Origin of the sequence: Wolbachia endosymbiont (group A) of Bibio marci, from assembly GCF_947251645.1 — a bacterium.
Taxonomy (GTDB): Bacteria; Pseudomonadota; Alphaproteobacteria; order Rickettsiales; family Anaplasmataceae; genus Wolbachia.
The window spans coordinates 1,128,909-1,154,676 of record NZ_OX366364.1 but is presented as its reverse complement, the minus strand read 5'-3'; the positions used below and the strand labels follow the sequence as shown (position 1 = coordinate 1,154,676).

Annotated in this window: 22 protein-coding genes, 1 tRNA gene and 2 pseudogenes; 13 read left to right on the top strand and 12 right to left on the bottom strand. The window is 35.6% G+C overall.

Features of this window, described 5'->3' with window-relative positions; genetic code table 11:
* Window positions 1–16 precede the first annotated feature (16 nt).
* From OPR48_RS06135 to OPR48_RS06095, 9 genes and pseudogenes are all read left to right on the top strand, one after another.
* Window positions 17–1,351, top strand: coding sequence for a TldD/PmbA family protein (locus tag OPR48_RS06135; protein ID WP_265025865.1), 1,335 nt, complete (start codon window positions 17–19; stop codon window positions 1,349–1,351).
* A 174-nt stretch (window positions 1,352–1,525) separates the two neighbouring features.
* On the top strand, window positions 1,526–1,777 hold the full coding sequence (locus tag OPR48_RS06130; protein WP_064124857.1) for a cold-shock protein: 252 nt from the start codon (window positions 1,526–1,528) through the stop codon (window positions 1,775–1,777).
* Between the two features lie 35 nt (window positions 1,778–1,812).
* A complete protein-coding gene (locus OPR48_RS06125) occupies window positions 1,813–3,039 on the top strand; it encodes a DEAD/DEAH box helicase (RefSeq protein WP_265025864.1) in 1,227 nt (408 codons plus the stop codon).
* Window positions 3,040–3,243: 204 nt separating this feature from the next.
* On the top strand, window positions 3,244–5,550 hold the full coding sequence (locus OPR48_RS06120; protein WP_265025863.1) for an AAA family ATPase: 2,307 nt from the start codon (window positions 3,244–3,246) through the stop codon (window positions 5,548–5,550).
* Between the two features lie 64 nt (window positions 5,551–5,614).
* Window positions 5,615–6,511, top strand: a complete 897-nt coding sequence (locus tag OPR48_RS06115; protein ID WP_265026651.1) for a class I fructose-bisphosphate aldolase — start codon at window positions 5,615–5,617, stop codon at window positions 6,509–6,511.
* 5 nt (window positions 6,512–6,516) lie between these two features.
* Window positions 6,517–6,588, top strand: a tRNA-Cys gene (locus OPR48_RS06110).
* Between the two features lie 129 nt (window positions 6,589–6,717).
* The gene (locus tag OPR48_RS06105; RefSeq protein WP_265025862.1) at window positions 6,718–7,785 is read left to right on the top strand and encodes a quinone-dependent dihydroorotate dehydrogenase; all 1,068 of its coding nucleotides are present in this window, start codon (window positions 6,718–6,720) and stop codon (window positions 7,783–7,785) included.
* Window positions 7,786–7,877: 92 nt separating this feature from the next.
* Complete coding sequence (gene rnc, locus OPR48_RS06100; RefSeq protein WP_265025861.1) at window positions 7,878–8,576, top strand: ribonuclease III; 699 nt, start codon at window positions 7,878–7,880, stop codon at window positions 8,574–8,576.
* An 81-nt stretch (window positions 8,577–8,657) separates the two neighbouring features.
* Window positions 8,658–8,793, top strand: a pseudogene (locus OPR48_RS06095) (IS66 family transposase); the annotation flags it as partial.
* A gap of 416 nt (window positions 8,794–9,209) precedes the next feature.
* Here the strand turns inward: OPR48_RS06095 and OPR48_RS06090 are convergent.
* Window positions 9,210–9,752: a hypothetical protein gene (locus OPR48_RS06090; RefSeq protein WP_265025860.1), complete on the bottom strand. Its 543-nt coding sequence runs from the start codon at window positions 9,750–9,752 to the stop codon at window positions 9,210–9,212.
* Window positions 9,753–9,861: 109 nt separating this feature from the next.
* Complete coding sequence (locus tag OPR48_RS06085; RefSeq protein WP_265025859.1) at window positions 9,862–10,392, bottom strand: phospholipase D family nuclease; 531 nt, start codon at window positions 10,390–10,392, stop codon at window positions 9,862–9,864.
* Window positions 10,393–11,185: 793 nt separating this feature from the next.
* Between OPR48_RS06085 and OPR48_RS06080 the strand changes: the two genes are divergently transcribed.
* Entirely contained in the window at window positions 11,186–11,371 is a 186-nt protein-coding gene (locus OPR48_RS06080) for a hypothetical protein (RefSeq protein WP_265025858.1), read from the top strand.
* Here OPR48_RS06080 and OPR48_RS07535 read toward each other — a convergent pair.
* A pseudogene (locus OPR48_RS07535) lies at window positions 11,327–12,190 on the bottom strand (transposase). The gene OPR48_RS06080 and the pseudogene OPR48_RS07535 sit on opposite strands and share 45 nt — an antisense overlap.
* 375 nt (window positions 12,191–12,565) lie before the next feature.
* Here OPR48_RS07535 and OPR48_RS06065 point away from each other — a divergent pair.
* Window positions 12,566–12,706 (top strand): hypothetical protein, encoded by a 141-nt coding sequence (locus OPR48_RS06065; protein WP_265025855.1) that lies wholly within the window; start codon window positions 12,566–12,568, stop codon window positions 12,704–12,706.
* Window positions 12,707–12,848: 142 nt separating this feature from the next.
* Here the strand turns inward: OPR48_RS06065 and OPR48_RS06060 are convergent, their stop codons facing one another.
* From OPR48_RS06060 to OPR48_RS06050, 3 genes are all read right to left on the bottom strand, one after another.
* The gene (locus OPR48_RS06060; RefSeq protein ID WP_265025854.1) at window positions 12,849–12,986 is read right to left on the bottom strand and encodes a hypothetical protein; all 138 of its coding nucleotides are present in this window, start codon (window positions 12,984–12,986) and stop codon (window positions 12,849–12,851) included.
* Window positions 12,987–13,602: 616 nt separating this feature from the next.
* On the bottom strand, window positions 13,603–15,399 hold the full coding sequence (gene lepA, locus OPR48_RS06055) for a translation elongation factor 4 (RefSeq protein ID WP_265025853.1): 1,797 nt from the start codon (window positions 15,397–15,399) through the stop codon (window positions 13,603–13,605).
* Between the two features lie 75 nt (window positions 15,400–15,474).
* Window positions 15,475–16,878, bottom strand: a complete 1,404-nt coding sequence (locus tag OPR48_RS06050; RefSeq protein WP_265025852.1) for a malonyl-CoA decarboxylase — start codon at window positions 16,876–16,878, stop codon at window positions 15,475–15,477.
* Window positions 16,879–17,099: 221 nt separating this feature from the next.
* On the opposite strand from OPR48_RS06050, the gene OPR48_RS06045 reads away from it, so the two are divergent.
* Complete coding sequence (locus OPR48_RS06045) at window positions 17,100–18,161, top strand: hypothetical protein (protein ID WP_265025851.1); 1,062 nt, start codon at window positions 17,100–17,102, stop codon at window positions 18,159–18,161.
* 905 nt (window positions 18,162–19,066) lie between these two features.
* Here OPR48_RS06045 and OPR48_RS06040 read toward each other — a convergent pair.
* The 6 genes from OPR48_RS06040 to pgsA form a co-directional block, all read right to left on the bottom strand.
* Window positions 19,067–19,978, bottom strand: coding sequence for an SPFH domain-containing protein (locus OPR48_RS06040; RefSeq protein ID WP_265026650.1), 912 nt, complete (start codon window positions 19,976–19,978; stop codon window positions 19,067–19,069).
* 7 nt (window positions 19,979–19,985) lie between these two features.
* Window positions 19,986–21,119 (bottom strand): peptidoglycan DD-metalloendopeptidase family protein, encoded by a 1,134-nt coding sequence (locus OPR48_RS06035; RefSeq protein WP_410529727.1) that lies wholly within the window; start codon window positions 21,117–21,119, stop codon window positions 19,986–19,988.
* Between the two features lie 3 nt (window positions 21,120–21,122).
* Window positions 21,123–21,863 (bottom strand): YebC/PmpR family DNA-binding transcriptional regulator, encoded by a 741-nt coding sequence (locus OPR48_RS06025; RefSeq protein WP_250295785.1) that lies wholly within the window; start codon window positions 21,861–21,863, stop codon window positions 21,123–21,125.
* 59 nt (window positions 21,864–21,922) lie between these two features.
* Window positions 21,923–22,630, bottom strand: coding sequence for an outer membrane protein assembly factor BamD (locus OPR48_RS06020; RefSeq protein ID WP_265026648.1), 708 nt, complete (start codon window positions 22,628–22,630; stop codon window positions 21,923–21,925).
* A gap of 60 nt (window positions 22,631–22,690) precedes the next feature.
* On the bottom strand, window positions 22,691–23,632 hold the full coding sequence (locus OPR48_RS06015) for a hypothetical protein (protein ID WP_265025850.1): 942 nt from the start codon (window positions 23,630–23,632) through the stop codon (window positions 22,691–22,693).
* Between the two features lie 120 nt (window positions 23,633–23,752).
* The gene (gene pgsA / locus OPR48_RS06010; protein WP_265025849.1) at window positions 23,753–24,286 is read right to left on the bottom strand and encodes a CDP-diacylglycerol--glycerol-3-phosphate 3-phosphatidyltransferase; all 534 of its coding nucleotides are present in this window, start codon (window positions 24,284–24,286) and stop codon (window positions 23,753–23,755) included.
* A gap of 134 nt (window positions 24,287–24,420) precedes the next feature.
* On the opposite strand from pgsA, the gene OPR48_RS06005 reads away from it, so the two are divergent.
* On the top strand, window positions 24,421–25,743 hold the full coding sequence (locus tag OPR48_RS06005) for a malic enzyme-like NAD(P)-binding protein (protein ID WP_265025848.1): 1,323 nt from the start codon (window positions 24,421–24,423) through the stop codon (window positions 25,741–25,743).
* Window positions 25,744–25,768: the final 25 nt, after the last annotated feature.

Genomic DNA, 25,768 nt, shown 5'->3' with positions numbered 1-25,768 from the left:
ATCTAAGGAATAGAAAATGAATATATTAAATATTGCAGCAGATATCACTAAATTAATAAAAAAGCAGAATCAAGACGCGGAAGTTACAATATATGAGACTAATAAAACTTCAGTTTCTCAGCGTCTATCAAAAATTGAGCAAATATCACAATCTAAAAATTGCACTGTAGGAATCAGAGCTATAGCAGGTAAAAACAAAGCTGCGTATATTTCTACAAACGATTTGAATAATCTTAGTGATACGGTAAGCCAAGTGGTAGAAATGGCAAAGAATGCGCCAGAAGATCCTTGCATTAATTTTGCTGTAAATGGTAGTAATTATATCTCTTCTGCAGATTTAAGTATCTCAGATAATAATGTTGTAACCGTTGATAACCTAAAAGAAATTGCTGAAGCTGCAGAAAATTCAGCCCTTGCACATAAGAGTATCACTAATTCTGAAGGAGCCTCTTCTTCATACGCTTTAGTGAATACAGTATTATCGACTGTTTCTGGTTTTATTGGCTCGTTTAGTAAATCAACCTTTGCTAATCAGGTCTCTGTTGTTGCTGGAAGAGAAAGTGAAATGAAGGTTGGTTACGATTATGATATAGCATGTAATTTTAGTGATTTAAAGTTGCCAGAGTTAATAGGAAAAGAAGCAGCAAAAAGAGCAGTTGATCAATTGAATTCACGTACAATTAAAACTGGTAAATTTCCAGTTATTTTTGAAAAAAGAGCAGCAAAAGGGCTAGTAAAAAGTTTTGCTTCTGCTATAAATGGGAGCAGTATTATAAGCAACAGTTCTTTCTTGAGGGGTAGTTTAAACGCTCAGATTTTCAACGATAGAATTAATATTATCGATGATCCATTGTTGCCAAGAGGCATAGCATCGAGACCATTTGATGGAGAAGGGATAATTAGCAAAAAAAATATATTTGTAAAAAACGGAATATTACAAAATTGGATTTTAGACTTATACTCGGCTAAAAAATTAAACTCAGAAACAACCGGAAGTGCAACTCGTGCAAGTAATGCTGCAGTTATTCCTGCAGCTAGTAACTTCTATATTGAGAATGGTAATGTATCGTTTGAAGAATTAATTCAGGAAGTGAAAAAGGGAGTATATGTAACTGATTTATTTGGTTTTGGTATCAATTTAATCAATGGTGATTACAGCCAAGGCGCTTCCGGATTTTTTATAGAAGATGGAAAAATAACGTATCCAATACATGAGATTACCATTGCTAGCAATTTGAAGGATATGTTTAGCAATTTAGTCGTTGCAGATGATCTAACTTTTTGTGGGCAATTTAATTCACCGACAATTAAAGTTAGCGAAATGACGGTTGCAGGTTCGCTTAACGATTAAAAAATTTATTTGCATCAAGTACAACAATTGTGTATTATTGTCATGTAATGTTAAGAATAGACTATGGAGTATAAAGGTTTAGTTTCAATAGCTAAGCTTAAAGCATTCTCAATCGTAATTTCAAAGTTTTTCATCACATTAGTAATGTTAGTTAATAATTTAGGAGTTGTTTAAATGGAATTTGGTAATGTAAAATGGTTTAATGCCGAAAAAGGCTATGGTTTCATCAAGCCAGAAGGTAAAGGGGGTGATGTTTTTGTACATATTAGCACATTGGAACGTTCAGGAATAAGGCCTGAGACACTTAAAGGAGAGAATAAAGAGAAGGGAATAAAAGGAGAAAGGGTGAGTTATGAGGTTAAAGAGGAGCGCGGTAGAAACGGAGAAGATAAAAAATCTGCAATAAATTTAAGATTGGAAGATTAATCTATTATGAAATCTTTTAACAGGATTAACGTATTGTGAATAATTTTCATGAGATGGGTCTACCAGCTTCGCTTACACAAGCTCTAGATAAAAATAATCTTTTCGTCCCAACTCCGATTCAAATACAAGCGATTCCCTTAGCGCTACAAGGTAAAGATATTCTCGGATCTGCTCAAACGGGAACTGGAAAAACTTTGGCATTTGCTATTCCGTTGGTTGCTAAGTTGCTGAATGAGCCTAACGCTGGTTCAGCTTTAGTCATTGTGCCAACCAGGGAGCTTGCGCATCAGGTAACAAATGAGATAAAAAAACTCTTATTTCAAAATTCTGCACTAAGGGTCGCTTTGCTGATAGGTGGTGAGCCTATTTTTAAGCAGCTAAATCAGCTTCAGAAAAAACCACAAATTGTAATAGGTACTCCTGGTCGTATTATAGACCATATTGAGCGTAAAACTTTGATTACTCGCAATGTTAGCGTTCTTGTGCTTGATGAAACGGATCGTATGTTTGATATGGGCTTTGGAATTCAAATTGAAGGGATCATGAAATATCTGCCAAAAATACGGCAGACTCTTATGTTTTCTGCAACTCTTCCTAGTGATATAGTTAAACTTACTGAGAAGTACCTTAATCGACCAGAACGTATTTCTGTTGATTGTGAGACTACAACTTCTGTAAAAATTAAGCAAGAAATTGTTTATGCATCAGAATCAGAAAAATATGAAAAGCTTGTTACACAACTATGTCAGCGCGAAGGATCAATCATTATCTTTGTCAAAACAAAGCAAGGAGCGGATCAGCTAGCTAGCAGATTGCACAAAGATGACTATAGCGCTTTAGCAATTCATGGTGATTTAAGGCAGCACAAGCGCGAAAGGGTCATTAATTCTTTTCGTCGTGGCCATAATCAAATCATGGTTGCAACAGATGTTGCTTCTCGCGGCCTTGATATTCCCCACATTCAACATGTTATCAATTATGATGCACCACAATCGCAAGCTGACTATATTCATCGTATAGGTAGAACTGCACGCGCTGGAGCTGAAGGGTATGCGCTATCTTTTGTTACACCTCAAGATAAGAGAAGACTGCCTGCACTGGCAGACAAAGAAGGAGAGCCAAATTTTGATTGTAGTGTGCAATTTAAAAAACGTAACAGCAAAAAGGTCTTTAAAAGGCCAAGTACGTTAAAGACTAAATACGGTAGAAAAAAGATCAATGCATTTAAGAAGAAAAGCAGAGTACTAGAAAAAGCGTATTAAATAGGATTTACCTACAACTTGATAAGCGTAAAACTCGTCATTCCGCTACTCATTAGCGGAATCTATGCTGAGATATCGCGGTGCTATGACGTAGATCCATAGTGGGGATTCAAATTGGCTACAGCGAACTCCTGGATTTCAATTTTTTTAATAATTGTGTGCTATTCATTATATATGAGTTCCCACTTTTAAAGAGAATAGAAGATGATTTCCAAAAACTTAGAGGCAAGTTTGAATAGAGCGCTACTCATTGCTTCTAATTTTAATCTAAAATATGCGAAAGTAGAACATTTATTGCTGGCGTTAACTAAAGACGTGGACGTAAATTACGTTTTATCAAGATGTAATATCAGAGCCGATGAAATCATCAATATGGATAACATTCTATCAAGATGCAATATTAAGGCTAATGATTATAATAATAATATAAAAGGGTTTTTACAAAGCAGTTCTGAATTGATTATCAGTGGAGTTAAACCTAGCTCAATGTTTCAATGCATAATACACAGAGCAATAATACGGGCTCATAGCTTGGGGAAAAAAGAAATAAATGGAGCAAGTGTTCTAGTAGAAATTTTGTCTGGGCAAGATTTCTACGTTGAAGATCTATTGCAGAAACAAAGTGCAAAAGATTCCAATTTGATTTACCATATATCTAATATGAAATACTCTAACGATATAGATGAATACACCACCGATCATAAAGTAAAACTTGATAAAAATAATGACGCTCCTACTACAGTAAATAAAGGTGAGCTACTAAAAGATGAGGAAATTCTACAAAGTTATTGTAAAAATTTAAATGACTATGCAAGAAGCAAAAAAATAGATTATGTTATTGGTCGTGATTATGAATTAAATCGCACTATAGAAATATTATTGAGGCGTAGAAAAAACAACCCTTTATATGTTGGAGACCCAGGTGTTGGCAAAACAACAATAGTTGAGGGTTTGGTATTGAAGATCATTGAAGGCAGTGTTCCGAGTGCGCTCAGGTCCAGTGTAATTTATGCTTTGGATTTAGGATCACTCCTTGCAGGGACACGCTACAGAGGTGATTTTGAAGAGAGAATAAAATCTATAATAAAAGCGATTGAGGCAAAACCAGGTGCTATCCTTTTTATTGACGAAATACACACTATCATTGGAGCAGGTTCTACAAGTGGTAGCTTTCTTGATGCAGGTAACCTACTCAAACCTGCGCTTGCAAGAGGTACACTGCGTTGTATAGGTGCAACTACATATAGAGAATACAGCACTAGTTTTGAAAAAGATAAAGCACTAGCGAGAAGGTTTCAAAAAATTAATGTTAAAGAATCTTCTGTTAATGAAACGATAAAGATACTAGATGGTATAAAGCACTACTATGAAGGGTATCATGGAGTATATTATACAAAGAATGCCATTAGGTCTGCGGCTGAACTTTCGCATAAGTATATTACTGGGCGAATATTACCTGATAAAGCGGTTGATGTTATTGATGAGGCAGGAGCATATTGTAAATTGCTAAGAAACAGGGGTAAAATTGTAAATAGTAGAGATATTAAGAATACCATTACTAGAATTACAAATGTGCCTTGCGGATCTGAATCTGATGATTTGCAGAAAGTAAAGTCTTTAAAAGCTAATCTAGAGAAGGTGATTTTTGGCCAAGAGCAGGCAATAGAATCTCTTGTTAGTTCTATTAAAATTGCTAAATCTGGGTTGAGAAATTACAATAAGCCTTTAGCAAATTATCTTTTTGCAGGGCCAACCGGTGTTGGTAAAACCGAGCTAGCAAAACAATTAGCAGAAAGCATGGGCATGAATCTTATACGCTTTGATATGTCCGAATACATTGAATCTCATACGATATCAAGGATGATTGGTTCTCCTCCTGGATATGTAGGTTATGATCAGGGTGGATTACTCACAGAGTCTGTATCTAACAATCAATATAGTGTTGTGTTGCTTGATGAAATTGAAAAGGCCCATAGCGATATCTATAATATATTGCTACAAATTATGGATTATGGTTGTGTTACAGACACTTACGGACGTAAAGTTAACTTTTCCAATATAATTTTAATTATGACAACTAATGCAGGAGCAGTTGAACGCAGCAAAAGTTTTGTTGGCTTTGGGCATAAAAATTTTAACATTGGTGATAGTGAAAAAGCGATAGAACAGGTTTTTAGCCCTGAATTTCGTAATCGTCTTGATGCGATTATTTCTTTTTCTGACTTAAGTACGGATGTGATTTTGCATATTGTGGACAAATTTGTCCTAGAACTGAAAAAGCAACTGACGCAAAAAGGCATAAACTGCTTGGTAGAGGATGAAGTGAAATCTTATCTTGTACAAATGGGTTATAGTAAAGAAATGGGAGCACGTCCGATAGAGAGACTTATTGAAAAAGAGATAAAAAGTTACTTAGCGGAAGAAATACTGAATCGTAAATTAACAAAAAAAAATAAATTAAGAATTTATATGAATAAAGTAGCAAATAAAATTGCTTTTGATATAGTTTAAAATCCTTGTATTGAACTTCATCTTTGTTACAATTTATAACTTAAATTTAATTTGAATTATAGTGATAAGTGATAAAGTAAAACAAGTTCTAAGCTACTACGAAAGTGAAAACCCCGGGGTAAAAGCAAACCTTACTCGTATTCTCATGCATGGAAAGCTTGGTGGCACTGGCAAGTTAGTGATTCTGCCTGTAGACCAAGGGTTTGAGCACGGGCCAATAAAAAGCTTTGAAGTTAATCCCGATGCTTATGACCCACATTATCATTTTCAGCTTGCGGTTGATTCGGGAGTAAGTGCATATGCTGCTCCACTTGGTATGATTGAAGCTGGTGCTTCGACTTATGCTGGAATGCTCCCACTTATTTTGAAACTTAATAGTTCCAACTCCTTACATTCAAAAAATCTGACTTCTGATCAAGCAATAACCTCTTCTGTGAAAGATGCGCTGCGTTTGGGCTGCTTGGCTGTTGGATTTACTATATATCCTGGTTCTGCCAAGTGTTTTGATATGATGGAAGAAGCTCGTGAAATCGTAGCTGAAGCCAAATCTTATGGGCTTGCAGTAGTGCTATGGTCTTATCCACGTGGTGAAGGAATTTCCAAAGAAGGTGAAACAGCAGTTGATGTTATTGCCTATGCTGCACACATAGCAGCTTTACTTGGCGCTAATATAATCAAAGTAAAGCTTCCAACTAGATATTTGGAAAAAGAAAAGATAGAAACAGAAAATATTGAATCATTATCTAAAAGAATTGAATATGTTAAAAAATCTTGTTTTGCAGGGAAAAGAATAGTAGTTTTTTCTGGTGGCGAATCGAAGGAAGTAGATGACATATGCAATGAAGCGAAAGAAATTAAGCAGGGTGGTGGTAATGGTTCAATCATTGGACGTAACACTTTTCAACGCAAAAGGGAGGAAGCTTTATCTATGCTAAAAGATATAATGGATATCTACACATAAAAAACGGCTGGGTGGCAGAATGGCTTATGCGGAGGACTGCAAATCCTTTTATACCGGTTCAATTCCGGTCCCGGCCTCTTTCATTTTCTATATCTTGTAAAAGTTGCTCAATTCAACAGTAGCTTTAAGTGTGTAACCTATAGAGAAAATTATTCATAAGTAAAATCAATTCTTTTTAAGTTATGGTTATACTCTTATAGCGTTTCATGGTAAAAAATAAACTAAAAATAAGCAAAGTGTTTTACAAAATGATATTACGTAATTTATTGTTTTTACTGCCGCCTGAAGTTGCTCACTCTTTGGCAATCATGGCATTAAAGAAAATACCTTATAAGAATCCTATAGAGCTACCAGAATCTTTGAGTGTGAATTTTTTTGGTAGTAAGCTCAGAAGCCCCGTAGGCTTGGCTGCAGGTTTTGACAAGAATGCAGAAGTTATAAGGCCTATGCTTTCATTTGGTTTTGGGTTTATTGAAACTGGTACTGTAACTCGTAATCCACAATATGGAAACAAAAAACCAAGAATTTTTCGGTTAATTAAAGATCAAGGGGTAATTAACAGATTGGGATTTAACAATAAAGGAATAGACTATTTTCTTAAACAAATAGATGAAACCAAGCTTGATGACTGCATTTTTGGTATAAATATAGGAAAAAATAGTGCATCGAAAGACCAAATCCGTGATTATGTTAATTTAATAAAGATGGTATATGGAAAAAGCAATTATATAGTGCTGAACATCTCATCCCCAAATACGCCTAATTTACGCAATCTGCACAATAAGCAAGAATTATCGGAATTGTTGAAATCCATAACTCTAACCCGGAAATCAATTGATAATTCCGCAATAATATTAAAAATCTCACCAGATATAGATCAGCAAACGAAAGAAAATATCGCTGAGCTTGCGTTGGAATATAAGATTGACGGATTAACAGTAAGCAACACTACGGTAAGTAGAGATAATCTGCATTCCCACCACAACGAAAGTGGCGGATTGAGTGGCAAACCACTGTTCAAACTTTCAACCGAGTTATTGGGCGATATGTACAAATTTACTAAGGGCAAAATATTATTGATAGGGTGCGGAGGAATCTCAAGTGGTGCTGATGCATATAAAAAAATAAAGGCAGGAGCCTCTTTAGTGCAACTGTACACTGCTCTCATATACCAAGGGCCTCAAGTTGTGGATAAAATCAATCTGGAACTTGCAGAATTAGTAAGAAGGGATGGATTTAGTAACATTAGTGAGGTGGTGGGTTGTATACATTAATTTTGAAAATTGTTGATATTATTTTAGTAAAACTAAACTAATTCTCTGATATAAAGGTGTGGTAGGAAGTGCTTTTCTTTTAAACAATGGGTATGAAAAATTTGAATGATGCAATATCTAAAATCATTGATTATAAATTTATAAATTATGCAATATTAGAAGAGGCACTAACTCACCCAAGCGTAAATAAAAGGAATAGCAAAAACCAGATCGTAAGCTACGAAAGACTAGAGTTTTTAGGCGATAGTGTTTTGAATATGGTTGTGTCTGCTATATTGTATAAACTATTTCCTGAAGAAAAAGAAGGAGCATTGGCAAAAAGAAAAACGGATTTAGTTTGTGGCAACACCATTGCTAATGTTGCTAAAGAGATAAAATTAGGCAGTTTTATCATCATGAATAATAGTGAACGCTGCAATGGAGGAAGATGTAACCTAAAAAATTTAGAAAACTCGCTTGAAGCACTAATAGGTGCAATTTATATTGATGGCGGGCTTGAAAATGTTGAAAAATTTATTATCCAATATTGGGAAAAGCTAGCTAAAAGTATGCTTGACCCCCCTCAAGATCCTAAAACCTCACTGCAAGAGTGGACTCAGAAAAGCAAATTGCCTTTACCAGAATATGAGCTTGTAAAACAAACTGGACCAGCACACAATCCTGAATTTACTATATCAGTTTGCATAGAAGATTATGGTAAAGTTTCTGCATGCGCTTCTAGTAAGAAGATTGCTGAACAAAAAGCTGCTGAGTTGATGCTAGAAAAAATTGGAAAAAACGCTTCAGTTTAGGCAAAATAGGCATTAATGTAAGTTTTAAGGAAGCTAATAGCGTTTAGGGGAAATGGTCAATTTAAGGAGAAGCATAGTATTATTCATAAAAAAGTTGATCTACCAAAAATTAAGCCTTATGTGGTGGAATATCAATGGCCGTTGTTGGAGATGCGGAAAAAAAAGAAGTAGCAAGTTACCAAAAGGTGTTATGCCAGATACATTTGGTCCAAGAGTTGTTTTGTGAAGTTGACAGAGTCAAGGAGAATGAAAGTTTTAAAAAATAGCATATTTTTTAATTATAAAATTTAATATTAACTGATATAGCTAACCCAAGAAAGGTTTTCCTACGTCATACCGCCGCGGTATCTCAGCATAGATTCCGCTAACAAGTAGCGGAATGACGAATTTTTGTTTTTCAAATTATCGGTAAATCTAAGTCAGTTTAGCTATATTATCTCTCACACCGCTTAGCTGAACAGATACCATAAAAGATAGCTAGAAAGCAATTGCACTTGCAGCAAATTTCAAGATACAAGCTTCTGTATTTATTTTAAATTAAAAAAAGCTCAAGAAAAATAAAGTCAATTTTTGACGTCCCAAATATTACAGAATGTAGTTGGTTGATTGAGTAAAAACCAGTGAACGGTCAGGTTAAAACATGTTTTTAAATTTTTGCCAAAATCCTGGTTTATTATCATTAACCTTTGTAAATGTTATATTTAAACTGTATTTCGGATCATTTGGCACGTCGTATTTTATGCTAAATGTTGAAACTTTATCGTTATTGTAAATATGCACATCATCATATGATAGCTTTGTTGTGTAACACTTTACATGCTTTTGCTTATCATACACTAAATCGCCTGACTCCCTTTCTAGTTCCACAAATTTCGTTTTTTTCTGACATTCCTTTATTTTTATTAAATCCTTATCTAGTGATATTGAAACTGGCAGCGTACTTCCAGCATATTCTTTAGCTAAAAGTTCACTTTGAGGATACATTTTTATTTCCCTTCCAAAATGTGAGTCTATGAAATTATTACTCCAAAATTTATCGCCAGAATGTACGTATTCGTCAGTAGCATACGGTACACCACCATAACTGCATTGAACTTTGTAATCTCCAACACCATTGTCTTGAAAAAAATCATGAATGGCAGTATAGCTACCGGCAGCATCGTTTATATAATCCATTACCTGATTCCTTAAACTTTTGGTTTATTATATCATAATCATCATGCCAATCAATCAAAAAAGCTCTCTCTTGCTGTTTTTAGAACTGATTTTAAGCAAGTGCTCTTGATTAGTTGGGAGCATATTTATAAGACTGTGACATTCGTGCCTCCCAGTTTTTCACATACTGCTGAATCAATTCAGGATAATCTGTAATAATTAATAAATTTTCAGCATTTCCTTTTTTAGCTGTCTTACTCAGGTTAAACGACCCTGTGATAACTTTTTGATTATCAACAATCATTATCTTATTATGAGCAATTTTTGGCTTATCATCGATCCAAACTGGTACTCCACCTGAAAATAATTCATTTATAACACTATATTTTGAGTAGAGTTGCGATTTATCTAAAATGACTTTAACATCAACGCCACGCTCTTTAGCATTGATCAAAGATTTTGCAATTGTTCCAAGAGTAAATGTATATTCTTGAACTAAGATAGATTTTTTAGACTGATCTATTACGCTGATTATCGGCATAGCACAGTCTTCTCCAGGTGAAAAGCAAACCGTAGCTTTTGGGCAGGGCGAAAATATAAAACCCGCATAGTAATACAGAGAAAAACACATTAACAAGAATAAAAAGTGAAAAAGCCTCACAACAACCCACCCCAGGATATACGGCGATAGGCTACATCATAATTTAATCACCTGTCAATAGACTTCTTGCATAACCATATAACAAACTTTTATTGGGAATAGAAACGAAAAAACTTACTTAACACCCTTTGCCAGCCCCCTTATCATAAAACTGAAGGTATTCAGTTATCTTCATCTGTGCAGATTAAACAGCAAAAAAACAACGTAGTTGGCGTCTTATTTTTAATTTTTTGCACTATGTGCACCTTATGTCTTCACAACATTTCTAGGTTTTTACCTATATAAGCTGAAACGCGCTTATAAGTCGTTTAAGACAGTATAGTACGCCAATTTGAAGGATTAGAGAGTGAACACTAATTACCACGGGGTTTCTTTTGCCTTTTTTTCTGCTTAGTAAATTTCTTAAACATTTTAGCTAAGGTTAGTTGCACTTAAAAGCAGCTAAATTGCAGTGTTTAAGACTTAAAAAACGCCAAATACTGAAAATAGACAATGACCAGGGCTTCCTTTGCCTTTTTTTTCGTTTGGTAAATTTCTTAAACATTTATAGCTAAACGACAACCGTCATCCCGCTGCTTGTTAGCGGGATCTATGCTAAGAGATACCGCGAATGAATCGCGGTATGACGGTTCGCGGTGGCATGACGATAAGCCTCGTCATCCCGCTACGTGTTAGCGGAATCTATGCTAAGAGATACCGCGGCGGTATGACGGTTCGTGGTGGGATGACGGTTCGCGGTGGCATGACGTAGGACTGCTGTCATTCCAGTCTGGAATCCAGCTTTTGATCGAAAATGTTGTATAGTGCACAATCAATTTTTCTGGATTCCAATGTCTGGGCACTGCCGTCTTGGATGGAAACCAGTGTCAGCTACTTGAATGACGAGAAAGGAGCTACTTGGATGACAAGAAAATGGGCACTGGAATCTACCGTCTTAAGAGTCAAGATAAAAATTGTTATTTTTTATCATGGCATTTAAACAAACGATAATTTTTCTCATGACAGCAACTAATGCAACCTTAGCAGCTTTGCCAGAATCAACCAAACGCTGCTTTCATTTTTCTGTTGTGGCGCATAGCAACAAGAGCTGACATGTATAGTGCTTTCCTTGCATCTCCTTTGATTTGAGCTTTGCCAACTTTTCTTCCACTTTCGCTAGTTTTAGGTGCAACTCCAACCAAGCATGCAATTTCTCTATTCTCTAATCTACCAAACCTCTGTCAGTAGAACGCTCGCCGTCTTTGACCCAATACCTTTATAGCTGATTAAAAGCTCATTTTTTCCTTTCAATTCAGCTATCACGTCTTCTATGTCTTGCCTAATTTCCTTCAATTGTTTTTCAGCAAACTCTATTTGTCTTTCTATATATTCTCTAGCTTTTCCCGTTGCATTTTGCAGACGACACTTATTTGCATGATTTAAATTACGCTCAACTGCTCCTAGCTCCTTTAATTCTTCTTGCTTTTGTACATCCTTTTACTTCACCGTTTTTACTGATAAATTCAGCGTATTTCTCCAGTAATTTAGCATCCAATTTGTCAGTTTTTGCGAAGTGATTGCAAGCTTTGGCAAATGCATATACCCGATTCGGGTGAGCTTTATGGACAGTTACCTTGCAACAATTTTACAATGAGCTTTTCATAGCCGCCGGTTTACACATAACTTGATGGGTAAATCGACTATATTTGTTTCTATAAACCCAGATATAGCACCATTCATGTTTGCTATGCGCTTATGCTTGCCGTTAATTCAATGTTCCCTTGGAAACATCTACTCCCATAAAATTTATTCTAGCCATTTTTTTACCTATAAATATAATCAATGCAAATGTTGTATACAGGATTGTAATTCGATCTTTTAGATCCACCTACCGTTCATACTACATTTTGCTTTAAGCCAGGAGTGTACTAAGATTCCAACGGTTTTTACCCAGACACAGTATCACTCCTTTGCTTATTATAGTCTTTTGACTCTTTTTAAGATACAATCCAGGTCTTTTTTTTTAGACTGGATCCTATCATAGGATGACAGAAGCAGACACTCCACATTGTCATTCCAGTGCTTTGACTACTTGGATCCAGCTGAGTTGGTGAGTATAAAAGTATAGCTAATGCGAGCTCTACGTCATGCCGCCGTGGTATCTCTTAGCCGCTAACACGTAGCGGGATGACGGTTGTCAGGGTGTCATCCCAGTACCTTCTCTTGTCATCCCAGTGCCCAGACACTGGGATGGCTTTGTTGCATCGCTAGCTATGATGGATTAAAGATAAAAAAGATAGAGAATATCAGTAGCTTATTATTCTGGTATTTATAACAAGAACGGTCAGTGAATACCTAAATTTGAGTAAAAGAAATTTCACTACCACTCACTAATCCGGCTAAAATTCAAGAATTTCAATGCTTTAGCTATTTTCAATAGAATTAAATTTATTAATATAAATAATAAATTACTATTCTTAAATTTGATCAGATTGATTGCAAAAAAACAAGATTTTCAATAGGTTGCTTATAATCCTAACTATAGTTAGCCTTTCATAAGTAGCGATGCAACAAAGCCCACTGGGATCCAGGAATTTTATTAAGTTGGTAAGCATAAAAGTAGCCGTTTTATGTTAAAGTACAATGTTTTGATGATTATGAAAAAGCTGGATTCCAGTGTCAAGCACTGGAATGACACCCTTCACGGGCTCTTTTAGTCATAAATATTTAAGAAATTTACCAAACAAAAAAAAAGGCAAAAGAAGCCCCGTTGGTGGTTGGCTATTTACTATGTACTAAAATATCGGCGTTTTTTTTATTCTAAAACGCTTGATTAAGAGCGATTTAGCTGCTTTTAACTTGCAACTAACCTACACCGCAAGTGTTTAAGAAATTTACTAAGCAGGAAAAAAGGCAAAGAAACCCCGTAGTAGCTAGCATTCAAATTATCCCTTGTCAATTTGACGTTTTTTGCTGTCTTAAACGCTTTGTAAGCGCGTTTCGGCTTATATAGGTAAAAACCCAGAAATTTTTAAAGACATGCGATGCACGTAGTGCGAAAAATTAAACATGAGACGCCAAATACCCTAAGTTTTTTGTCATTAACCTGCACAGATTGCGAAGATAAATAAATAGCTTCAGTCTCATGATAAGGGGGCTGGCGAAGCTTGTAAAGGAAGTTTTTTGTTTCTAACGGTTGTTGCCAAAAACTATACAAGAAGTCTTTTAAGATCAATCACTTATCTTCAAGGCTTGAATAAAAGCATTCTGTGGAATATTTACGTTCCCTATAGAATGTAACCTTTTTTTACCCTTTTTTTGCTTTTCAAGTAGTTTCATTCTTCGCGTTACATCTCCACCATAGAGTTTAGCTGTTACATCTTTTCTGTATGGGTTAATCGTTTCTCTGGCAATAATTTTTCCGCCCACTGCCGCTTGAATCGCAATTTTATATTGCTGACGTGATATTAGATCCTTCAAGCGTGCACATATTTCACGCCCCCTTTTTTCTGCTCTACTTTTGTGAACAATACAGGCTAATGCATCTACGGGCTCTCCATTAATTAAAAAGCTTAATTTATCTATTTGACTTTCCCGATAACTAGAGATTTCCCAATCCAAACTTGCGTACCCTTTGGAAATTGATTTTAATCGATCATAAAAGTCAAAAACAACCTCAGACAGTGGTAATTTATATCTTAATAATGCTGTTGTTGTGTTACCAATGTAAGATAAATCTTCCTGTTCTCCCCTCCTTTCTTCACATAGAGATAGAATCTCTCCCAAGTATTGGTCGGGGACCATTATTGTTGCAGTAATCCATGGTTCTTCCACAATTTCAATTTTCGTTGGATCTGGCATATCACTTGGGTTATGAATATTCAAAACTTCACCACTTTGTGTTGTAACCCTATATATAACACTCGGCGCAGTTGCTGTTAGGTCTAAATCAAATTCTCTCTCGAGCCTTTCTTGAATAACTTCAAGATGCAACATTCCCAAAAAACCACAACGAAATCCATAGCCTAGCGCATTTGAAGTTTCAGCTTCGAAGGTAAAACTTGCATCATTTAAATGTAACTTTTCTAGAGCTTCCCTTAAATATTTAAAATCATCCGTTTTGTGAGGGAAAATGCTACAAAATACCACAGGATGCACTTCTTTAAATCCAGGAAGTGCTTCACTACAAGGTCTCTTTTCCTCAGTGATAGTGTCCCCTACCTTGCAGTCTGCTACTTCCTTCATTGAAGCAGTTATAAAACCAACTTCACCCGCTGAAAGCTCACTCGTCATAACTTTTTTAGGGGTGAAAATACCAATATTGTCCACTTGATATGTAGCATTATTAGACATCATAACAATTCTCATGCCTTTTTTTAGCACTCCATTTTTAACTCGCACTAAAATTACTACTCCTAAGTAAGTGTCATACCAACTATCAACTAAAATTGCTTGCAGTGGAGCATTTACATCACCTTGAGGAGCTGGAAGTTTTGCCACTATTGCTTCCAGTACATCTTTTATCCCAAGTCCAGTTTTTGCCGATATTAAAACTGACTCACTTGCGTCAATACCAATTATTTCCTCAACCTGGAGTTTTACCCTTTCTGGATCTGCAGCAGGAAGATCAACTTTATTGAGCACAACTATTATTTCATGGTTGTTGTCAATAGCTTTATATACATTTGCAAGGGTTTGTGCTTCAACGCCCTGGCTACTATCTACCACTAAAAGCGAACCTTCACATGCAGCTAAGCTTCGACTTACCTCATAAGAAAAATCAACGTGACCTGGGGTGTCCATGAGATTTAGGCAATATTGATTACCGTCGTTTGCCGTATAATTGAGTTTTACCGTCTGTGCTTTAATTGTAATGCCACGTTCACGCTCTATATCCATTGAATCGAGTATTTGATTGATCATTTCTCTTGCTTCAAGGCCGTTACATTTCTCTATTAAACGGTCAGCAAGCGTTGACTTACCGTGGTCTATATGCGCTATTATTGCAAAATTTCTTATGTTGTTCATTTATGGCTATTTTATTTAAGTAGAACTATTTTACATTTTAAGTGTTGTGAGGGCAATTATTTATTAAGAGACTATTTACTCCTTCAACATAGACGACACTTTTTTCGAGCAGGAAATCACTTTATTAACCATATAGTTTTCATGATTATTATCTATTTTAGGCAACTCATACAGATAATTTACCATCATCCCAGCCGACTGACTAATACCCTTTTCAGAAGTATCCGCCATCCAGTTTAATTGTTTTATCGATGCACCATTGCTTAAATGAAAATGCGCCACTGGATCATAGGCACTTCCATTATTGCTCTTAACCTTGAGCAAGTAATGTGCACATAGTTTAAGCATGCATTGTTTAGTTTCATTTGTACATTCAACGTTAGTTTTTAATTGCTCTGCACTTTCTAAAATTTCTGCACTAGATTGTTTTATATTTAGTTTGCCCAATAAAGTGACATCTTGGTTTAGATTGTTTTTTAGCCATTTCGTAAAGCCAGGTATTGGAGAAAGAGTTGCGTATGTTTTTATACTTTTAAACTCTTGTGACAGCTTTTCTACAACCCTTTTGATCAAAAAATTACCAAGGCTGATTCCAGATAACCCTGCTTGAGTATTTGATATTGAATAGAATATAGCAGTGCTTGCACTACTTGGATCATTTGAAGGTACCGACTCATCTAAAAGGTGTTGAATGCTATCTGCAATCTTATCCACCAATGCAACCTCTACAAAAATTAGAGGTTCGTTCGGTATCTTGTAATGAAAAAAAGCAAAACAGAGACGATCAGAGTTTAGTCTGTTTTTTAGGTCGCCCCAAGAGGAAATTTTATGCACAGCTTCATATTTTATAAGTTTTTCTAGCAATGATGCAGGTGAATCCCAAGTGATTTGACGAAGATCAAGTAGATCAACATCAACCCAAGTATAGAGTATATTTTTTAATTCGTTCTCTAGTGGGTTCAAGCTTCTATGTTGGTTCTTTAGTTTAAGCACATCAGAACGCATATCAACAATAAACTTAAGGCCTTCTGGTAAAGAAATAAATTGCTTCAATATTTTAGAACGCGGTGATTCAAGAATTTTTATCAAATCTTGCTCAAACTTATAGCCTAATTCAGGATTTTGATTCTTTTGATACTCTTTTATTTTCTCGTCTATTTCCTCTTTATTCGGATTAAATTTTTCTGCCAGGGTTTGCAGAAATTTTATTTTACCTTTCTCTGATAAGCTTAAGTACAAATTACCAAGAGATACAGCATTCTTACGTGCTGAAACCTCCCCTCCCTTTGGATTTAAGCACTCGTTCATCTTCAAGACTAAACTATCGATATCGCGACTGTTACTTAAATCAGGACCGATGTTACCAATCCATGATCTTACAGCATCTGCCACTCCACCTAGTATTTTAAAAAAGCTCCTTACCGCTTTTTTGTCTTCAACTTTCACTATATCAGTTTTTACCAATGATTCTTTCGTCATAGATTCCCTTTATTATACATGGCTAATGCAAGTCAGGTTTCCCCACGTCATACCGCCGCGGTATCTCTAGATACCGCTAACAAGCAGCGGGATGACGAATTTATCGTTTGTCAAATCGTCGGTAAACCCAAGTTATTTTAGCTACATAGCAGGCACTATTACTAGATTATTAATAATTCAGTAATACAATTAATTTCAGAATGTTAATGGGGAGCAAGATTATGGCAGAAGCAAAGAAAAATCCAATCGTTACATTAAACGCTCAAGCTAAAGAATTTGACTTCAGTAAATTAAGAGCTGCAGAGGATAATAAAGAAGCAAACTCTGGCGAAACAATGTACTTAGATTTCCACAGGATGAATTTCGTTATTAATGAAAAAAAAATAGATAAAAGTCTTATTATTGCGCTGAAAGAAGGAGCGAAGGACTATGAGAGTAAGCTTCTTAGTGAGAATGATATTTATAGTGATTCTCTAGTTGGTGAAAGAGAAATAGATACAGATCAGGGTAGAGTTTTTGTTGATTCAGTGTTAAAAGAGCTTAATCAGAATAGATTACCTAAAATTTGGGAGAACCACTTCAATAATCCTGAAACTACTGATCATCAGAAAACTGATTCATATAGAAAAGAGTTTGAAAGATTTTACAACATAGGAAAGGAGCATAATCACCTACTACTAAGAAAGGGAGATAAAAATTACCGCCCAATTGCAAAAGAAATTTTTAAGGAAATGTTTGGATATGCTGGAGCAGAAGTTCCAAGTGACCCCATTTTAGAAGAGCTAGTCACTAATTGTAATCAAGCAGGATATGGAGCTGGTATATTTAATGAGTATCACGCTGCGCTTAGCAGTTACAGCTTAACTCCACATGATCCTGAAAAAGCACTAAATATCTACTACATTGACCACAATCACATAAAAATTAAGTCTGATATGGCAATACCTATAACCACATTTGACAATCCAGAAGAAAAAATATGTGATCTATCCAGCTCATTAGAATTCACACTTGAGTCTCAAGATGGTAAAGATGGTGTAACATATAAAGACGGCAAATTGTTACTTACTGCTCCTGAAGAGCTAAAAAACTATCAAGAGGGTGATAAGAGTTTGTTTGACATTATTAAAGAATATTTCCAAAAATTTTGTGAAAAGTTAGGATTTAAGTTCGAAACAAAAACACAAATAGAGCATAATCTGAACAACTCACTGAAAGTAGGCAGTTGTTTGAAAAATGTAGAACCTTTTGCTCACAGCAATGGACATGTTCGTGGTAGTTAAGAATTACTAACCCTTCTAACATTAGACTTCTTGCATAACCATATAACGAACTTTTATTGGGAATAGAGACGAAAAAACTTACTTGACACCCTTCGCCAGTCCCCTTATCATGAGACTGAAGCTATTTATTTATCTTCGCAATCTGTGCAGGTTAATGACAAAAAACTTAGGGTATTTGGCGTCTCATGTTTAATTTTTCGCACTACGTGCATCGCATGTCTTTAAAAATTTCTGGGTTTTTACCTATATAAGCCGAAACGCGCTTACAAAGCGTTTAAGACAGCAAAAAACGTCAAATTGACAAGGGAGAATTTGAATGCTAGCTACTACGGGGTTTCTTTGCCTTTTTTCCTGCTTAGTAAATTTCTTAAACACTTGCGGTGTAGGTTAGTTGCAAGTTAAAAGTAACTAAATCGCTCTTAATCAAGCGTTTTAGAATAAAAAAACGCCGATATTTTAGTACATAGTAAATAGCCAACCACCAACGGGGTTTCTTTTGCCTTTTTTTTTGTTTGGTAAATTTCTTAATGTTTATAGCTAAACGACAACTGTCATCCCGCTACTTGTTAGCGGGATCTAGAGATACCGCGAATGAATCGCGGTATGACGGTTCGCGGTGGCATCTCGTCATCCCGCTGCTTGTTAGCGGGATCTATGCCGAGATACCGCGAATGAATCGCGGTATGACGGTTCGTGGCGGCATGATGATAAGCTCGTCATCCCGCTGCTTGTTAGCGGATGAGATACCGCGGCGGTATGATGGTTCGTGGCGGTATGACGAGGGAAACCTGACTTGCATTAGCTATATCAAGCTTAAAATGTTGATAATCTTAAATTTCTTTACTAAATTATAATAATAACATAGTTTGGCCTATCAACCAAAAAGAATTAAAAGTATACCTAAGCTAATTATTATCCAAACTAATCGTCGGTTGTGCATCTTGCTCAGAGATTAGGGCAACCAACAAATTATTTATCAATTGAACTTTTTGCTTGCCATCTAATTGTAGGCTTTTGTTTTTTTCAAAATGAGCTATTACTTCCTCGACAATTCCTATTGCATTTTGCACTATATGCCTTCTTGCCGAAGTGATAGCATGTGCTTGTTGACGCCTTAACATTGCTTGTGCAATCTCGGATGAATATGCTAAATGTGATATTCTTGCTTCTGTAATCTCAATTCCTGCAATATCTAATCTTTGTTGTAACATTGACTGCAATTCACTCGAAATTTTATCAGAATTTTTACGTAAAGATTCCTCATCGCTTTCGCTGTCATACGGATAGTTACTAGCTAATTCTCTTATTACTGAGTCACTTTGTACAAAAACAAATTCGTGATAGTTGTTAACATTATAATACGCCTTTGCAGGGCTGTTTACTCTCCAAACAATCACTGCTGAAATCTCTATTGGACTTCCGTTTGCATCATTCACTTTTATTTTTTCTGTGTTAATATTTTGAAATTTTAGAGAAATGACATGTTTGTTTGCAAATGGGATTGTGATAAACATTCCGGATTTAAAATAAGTTCCAATATAATGACCAAGAAATTCTATCACTTTTGCTTCATTAGGATGATTGATAAAAAACCCTGTAGGTAAAATTATGAATAGGATCACGAATAGGATCACAAATGGGATTATTAATACTAAAGCAGTACCATCCATTGAAACCAGGCTATTGTGTATTAAAGCCAGAGTATCATACACCGCAAGTAGTGATAACGGTATTGCCATTAGTATTATCACTAGTATTAATGCAGGAAAAAACCGAATTTGACTCAAATTTCTATCGTTTATCGTATTCTTATCCATATTGTCTTTAAACTTCTTTTTCACTTGAACCCTCCTTGTTAATCGTTTTATCTATCTTGCTTACAAATAGTTTAAACTCCTTTAATTCATGATCAAGCAACCTTACTTCGTTTTTATGCGCTATCGTAAGCGGATCAATGTGTTTGCCGTTATATATAACTTCGTAATGTAAATGGGGTCCTGTTGCAACACCAGTGCTACCAACATAGGCAATAACCTGCCCCTGCTTTACTTTAGAGCCTAACTTTATATCGCCACTAAATCTACTTACATGCGCGTAACAGGTTGAATATTCATTTTTGTGTTTTATTTTGATGTAATTTCCATAGCCACCATTCTTTCCTATATATTCTACCACACCCTCTGCAGCAGCGTATATGGGAGTGCCAAGTTTAGCTGCATAATCCACTCCTTTGTGAAAAGCAATTTTACCGCGAATAGGATGCTTTCTATTGCCAAATTTTGAGGATATGCGATAATCTCCATTTAAAGGATTTGCAAAAATTTCGCCATTTTTTAAGCTTATTCCTTCATTATTAAAATACCTTTCTTTGCCGTCTTGCGATTTATAATGATATAAACTAATAGCTTTCTTGTTTATTGTCAGTGAAGAATATAAAATTTTTTCTTCAGTCTTCTGATTATTAGGCAATCTCTCAAAAAGAACCTCCAATTTACTCTTCGGCACAATGTCTTTTTTGAAATCAACACCGAAATCTTTATATATGTTGATCAATTTCACCACTGTATTTGGCGCCAACCCTTGCTCAATTCCCGTGGCAAAAAAGGAAGATTTTATGGTGCTGGATATGAATAATAATTTTCTATCATGTACTAAGTTTCCTACGTTGCTTTCCTCCATCAAAGTAATATCTTTTTTTTTCCTGATTCTTTGCTGAAGTGACACTGGAGAGTGAGTCAGGTTGCTTTCTGTCATGCAAGTAGCTGACACTGGAATCCAGTTTTTTAATCGAAAATGTTGTATAGTGTGCTGTTTACAATCAATTTTGCTGGATCCCAGTGTCTGGGCACTGGGATGACAAGAAAAAGAGGCACTGGCTGCATACTGCGCAAGATCTGTTGATGTTTCAGCGGTATATAACGGTAAGATAAAGAGCAGCATAAATACAATCAGCTTCATCATTTAAACAGCATCAACAAAAGTAAAATTACCTTCCACATACTGTACATCATCATTATCTTCTAGCTCTTCAACCAATGCAGATAATTTATCAATCAACTCTTTATCGCTAATTTCAATCAGATCTTTTGGCTGCCATGAAAGACGAGCAAGTTCTGGTTCTCCGAATTTTGCATAAAAGGCATCGCGTACTTTACCAAAATCTTTTATTTCACAAGTTATAACGTGTAACCCTTCTTTGTCATTTTCTTCAACATTCAATACTTCTAATTCGATTCCATGACTGAATAAATCGTCAAAATTCACACCCTCTGCTTTATAGACAATTAAACCTACATGATCAAAAAGATAACTAACGCTTCCTGTTTCTCCTAAATTTCCACCTTTGCGAGAAAAAATATAACGCACCTCAGAAGCAGTGCGGTTGCGGTTATTAGTCAAGGCATGGACAATGAGTGCAGTGCCAGAAGGCCCATGACCTTCATATTGGATTTCCTCATAATTTTCTCCAGCAACGTTACCAGTTGCATTTTTTATTGCTGTTTCTATTTTATCTTTTGGTAGATTTTCCTTGCGTGCAGCAAATATAGCAGAGCGAAGGCGCGGGTTGAGTTCGTGATCGGGTAGCCCTTGCTTTGCAGCAACTGTTATTTCTCTAATCAGCTTCGTAAATTTTTGAGAGCGCTTTGCATCCTGAGCACCTTTTCGGTGTTTGATATTTGAAAATTGTGAATGACCAGCCATATTCAAATAGTTAAAAACCTAATTATATATCAAAGCATAGAAAAAACTAAAGCAAATTTTCAAGCCTCCGGCTTGGCATCTTGCAGGTTTTCTGCTAATAATATACTTTCATACTGCTTAGCTTCTAAGTCAAGGCCAATAGCTGAATGGGCTGCTACTAAATGGTTAATAGACTTAGAAAAATATTTAGAATCCTTATAGCTTGCCATATTCTGGAAACGCTTAATTGCTGCCAAATATTCACCACGCCTCAGATAAAATTTACCGATAAAATACTCTTTTGTTGATATATGCTCTGTGATTAGCTTTGCTTTTTCCTTTATCTCGTCTACATATTCGCTGCCTGGAAAGAGATTAATGTACTCTGTAGCCAGCTCTAAAGTTTTATATGCAGTTTGCTGTCCAAGTTGCACTTTATTAATTTGCATGTAATAAGATAATACTCTTAAGTAGTATACATATGGTAAATCTTCACCATTTGAATAAACATATATATAATCATCCATATCACTTGCAGCACTGCTATAGTTACCCATATTATAGTGAGAAACCCCAGATAATAATTTCGCTTTCATTGCCCAATAAGACAAAGGATACAAATCCTCTATCTTATGAAATGCCCTAATAGCTTGTTTATATTTTTTCTGGTCAAAAAGTTCAACTGCTTCTTCATATAGTTCAGTTTCAGTTTTTTCAAGATCATTCGCATACGATTGTGTAAAGGAGCAAATTAGGAAAATAAAGCACGTGATTAAAGTCTTATACATAAGATTTTTTTCGATCAAAATAAAGTATAGACCTAAATATTACTTAAATAAATAAATTTCTTAGGCAATAGCCGGCCCTTCTTCTTTATAACTACGGTCAGAACTACCTGCATTTCTTGATTCACCTCGTCCTTCCACTTTTGGATCTTTCAGCGTCTTGCTGTAGGAACGTATAGTTAATATCTGTACAACCATAAAAAGTGCAATACCTATCAAGCCTAAAGTAGGCCCAACAGCAGGATTTAAGGACGATGCTAATGCCATTAACATTATCCTTCTTATTAAAAATATAGAAGAACCAGCAAGCGCCAATCCGGCTACAGACATATTGCTAGTTTTCTTGCTAGATTTTTCATCAAGATTAGATTTTTCTGTTTCCTTTTTCTTATTTTTTTCATGCTTATCAATATAAGAAACAATAGTTACAAGAAGAGCAATTGCATTGGCAAGAAATAAAATTGCATCCTCTGCTGCTTCAAGTGAAGATGTTTCACCCATTATCATACCTACAATAACCAGTGCAGTTGTTATAGCCTCAATATAGATCAAACACTGACCTATATCAGAAATATTGTGCTCTTTTTCCTTTACTTCCTCTTCATTTTCAATATTTTTCAACTCTCGTTCTTTTTGTGCTATTTTCCTATTATTGTAAATTAAATATAGTGTACAAATAAGAGATAGGACCATGAAAGGTAATATAGTGTGGCTTAGCGCGCCACTTATCACGCCAAGTAATACCTGATCGCTACATATTTTTTCCAGTTCAATAGCCATAAATAATGCAAATGGAACCATTGTTACCAATGATGCACATTGTCTATATAGCTCTCTTTTTTTTAGTGTTAATAGCTCTTGTTCTAGCCTTTCTCTTTTGACTTCTTTATCAACTGTTGGCCAAAAATCCCAAAAAAACTCTTCTAATGGTTCAAAATCTCTTTTTTTCTTATTCTTTCCTGGAACCTTTTTGGTAGAAGAAAATTTGCCACTAGGTATTTTCATAATATTAACCTAATTAGTTGTAAGTTAATACAATTATACACCTTTTTGCTTTCTGAGTCAATATCACTAAGATATTAACTACTCTTGTCTATTAACTATTTCCTAGGAGATTTAATCAATCTATTTGATGCCGGCTAGGATATAATTATAGCCTGACCACACAGTTATAATAGCTGCAACCCATAAACAAATCGCACCTGTATATTGAATCATATAATAATCGTTCATTATTAGCGCTACTACAGCAACCATCTGTAGAAATGTTTTAATTTTTCCAGCTTTGCTTACAGGTAGACTAACATTTGTAGCTATCAGAAACTCCCGTAAACCCGAGACTAATATCTCCCGACAGATGATGATAATTGACGGTACTATTGTAAAATCATTTATCTTTTGCTTATAAATTAGCATAATTATCGTTGAAACCACTATTAATTTATCAGCAATTGGATCAAATAGCTTGCCAAACTTTGATTGGACTTTCCACGCACGCGCCAGGTAACCATCAAAAAAATCCGTAATGCACGCAAACACAAAGATTGATATTGTTATCAGGCCTGCATATTTATTTTCTATATAAAAACTTAATATTATTGCTGGTATTGCAAGTGCACGAGAAATTGTAAGCAAATTAGGCACGTTTTTCTTAAGCATGTAATATCATCTTACGTAATAGGTAAACTTATACAGAAGTACAACAGAGTTCACAAGCTAATAGTTTACAATTGAACATTTATAAAAACTCCATATACTTAAAAAATACAAGCTTAAAATATAAGGATGTAATGATGAATGATGATTTAGATAGTACCACAAAACAAGAAGCACTTAAGTATCACAGTAGAGGTGGTAACCCTGGTAAAATTTCAATTATGCCAACAAAACCTTTATCTACCCAGTATGATTTGTCACTTGCTTATTCTCCTGGCGTTGCAGCTCCGTGTCTTGAAATAGCTAAAAATCCTGAGGTTGTTTATGATTATACGGCAAAAAGCAACTGTGTTGCTGTCATTTCAAATGGCACTGCAGTGCTTGGACTTGGTAATATCGGTCCTCTTGCTTCAAAACCGGTCATGGAAGGCAAAGCTGTTTTATTTAAGCGTTTTGCTGATATTGATGCAGTTGATATAGAAGTTGATACAGAAAATATAGAAGATTTCATCAATGCAGTAAGGTATCTTGGGCCAAGTTGGGGGGGGATAAATTTAGAAGATATAAGATCTCCCGATTGTTTTATAATAGAGAAACGTCTGAATGAACTGATGGATATTCCAGTGTTCCATGATGACCAGCATGGAACTGCGGTGGTTGTTGCAGCTGGCATAGAAAATGCTCTTGATATTGTTGAAAAGAAATTAGAGGACGTTAAGATCATTATGAATGGTGCTGGAGCAGCCGGTATTGCATGTTTAGAAATACTAAAGTCCATGGGCGCTAAAAATATAGTGCTGTGCGATAAGCAAGGAGTAATATACAAAGGTAGAAACGAGGACATGAATGAGTGGAAGGAAAAGTATGCAATTGATACTTCCGAACGTTCTCTACTTGATACAATAAAAGGCGCTGATGTATTCATCGGACTATCTGCAAAAGATGTGTTAAATGAAGAGATGTTAAAGAGTATGGGCAAAGACCCGATTATTTTCGCTCTCGCTAACCCCGATCCAGAAGTAAGGCCTGAGTTTGCAAAATCTGTGAGGCCAGATGCAATAATCGCAACTGGTAGGTCAGATTACAACAACCAAGTCAACAACGTAATGGGTTTTCCTTATATATTTAGAGGGGCGCTTGATGTATATGCAACAACAATAAATGATGAAATGAAAATTGCAGCTGCAGATGCAATAGCAAAGCTTGCCCGTGAGCCAGTACCAGGTGAGATATCTGCAGCCTATGGCGGTCGTAAAATGAGCTATGGACGTGAATATATAATGCCTACTCCATTTGACCCAAGATTAATTTCTATAGTATCTCCTGCTGTTGCAAAAGCTGCAGTTTACTCAGGTGTTGCAAGAAAGGCAATACAAGATTGGAGCAAATATGAAAATCAATTAAAATCTCGCCTTACTAGTGCTCTTAACATGCTGAATTTACTGTCTTCACGATATTAGTAACTATACAATCAATAATTCAATT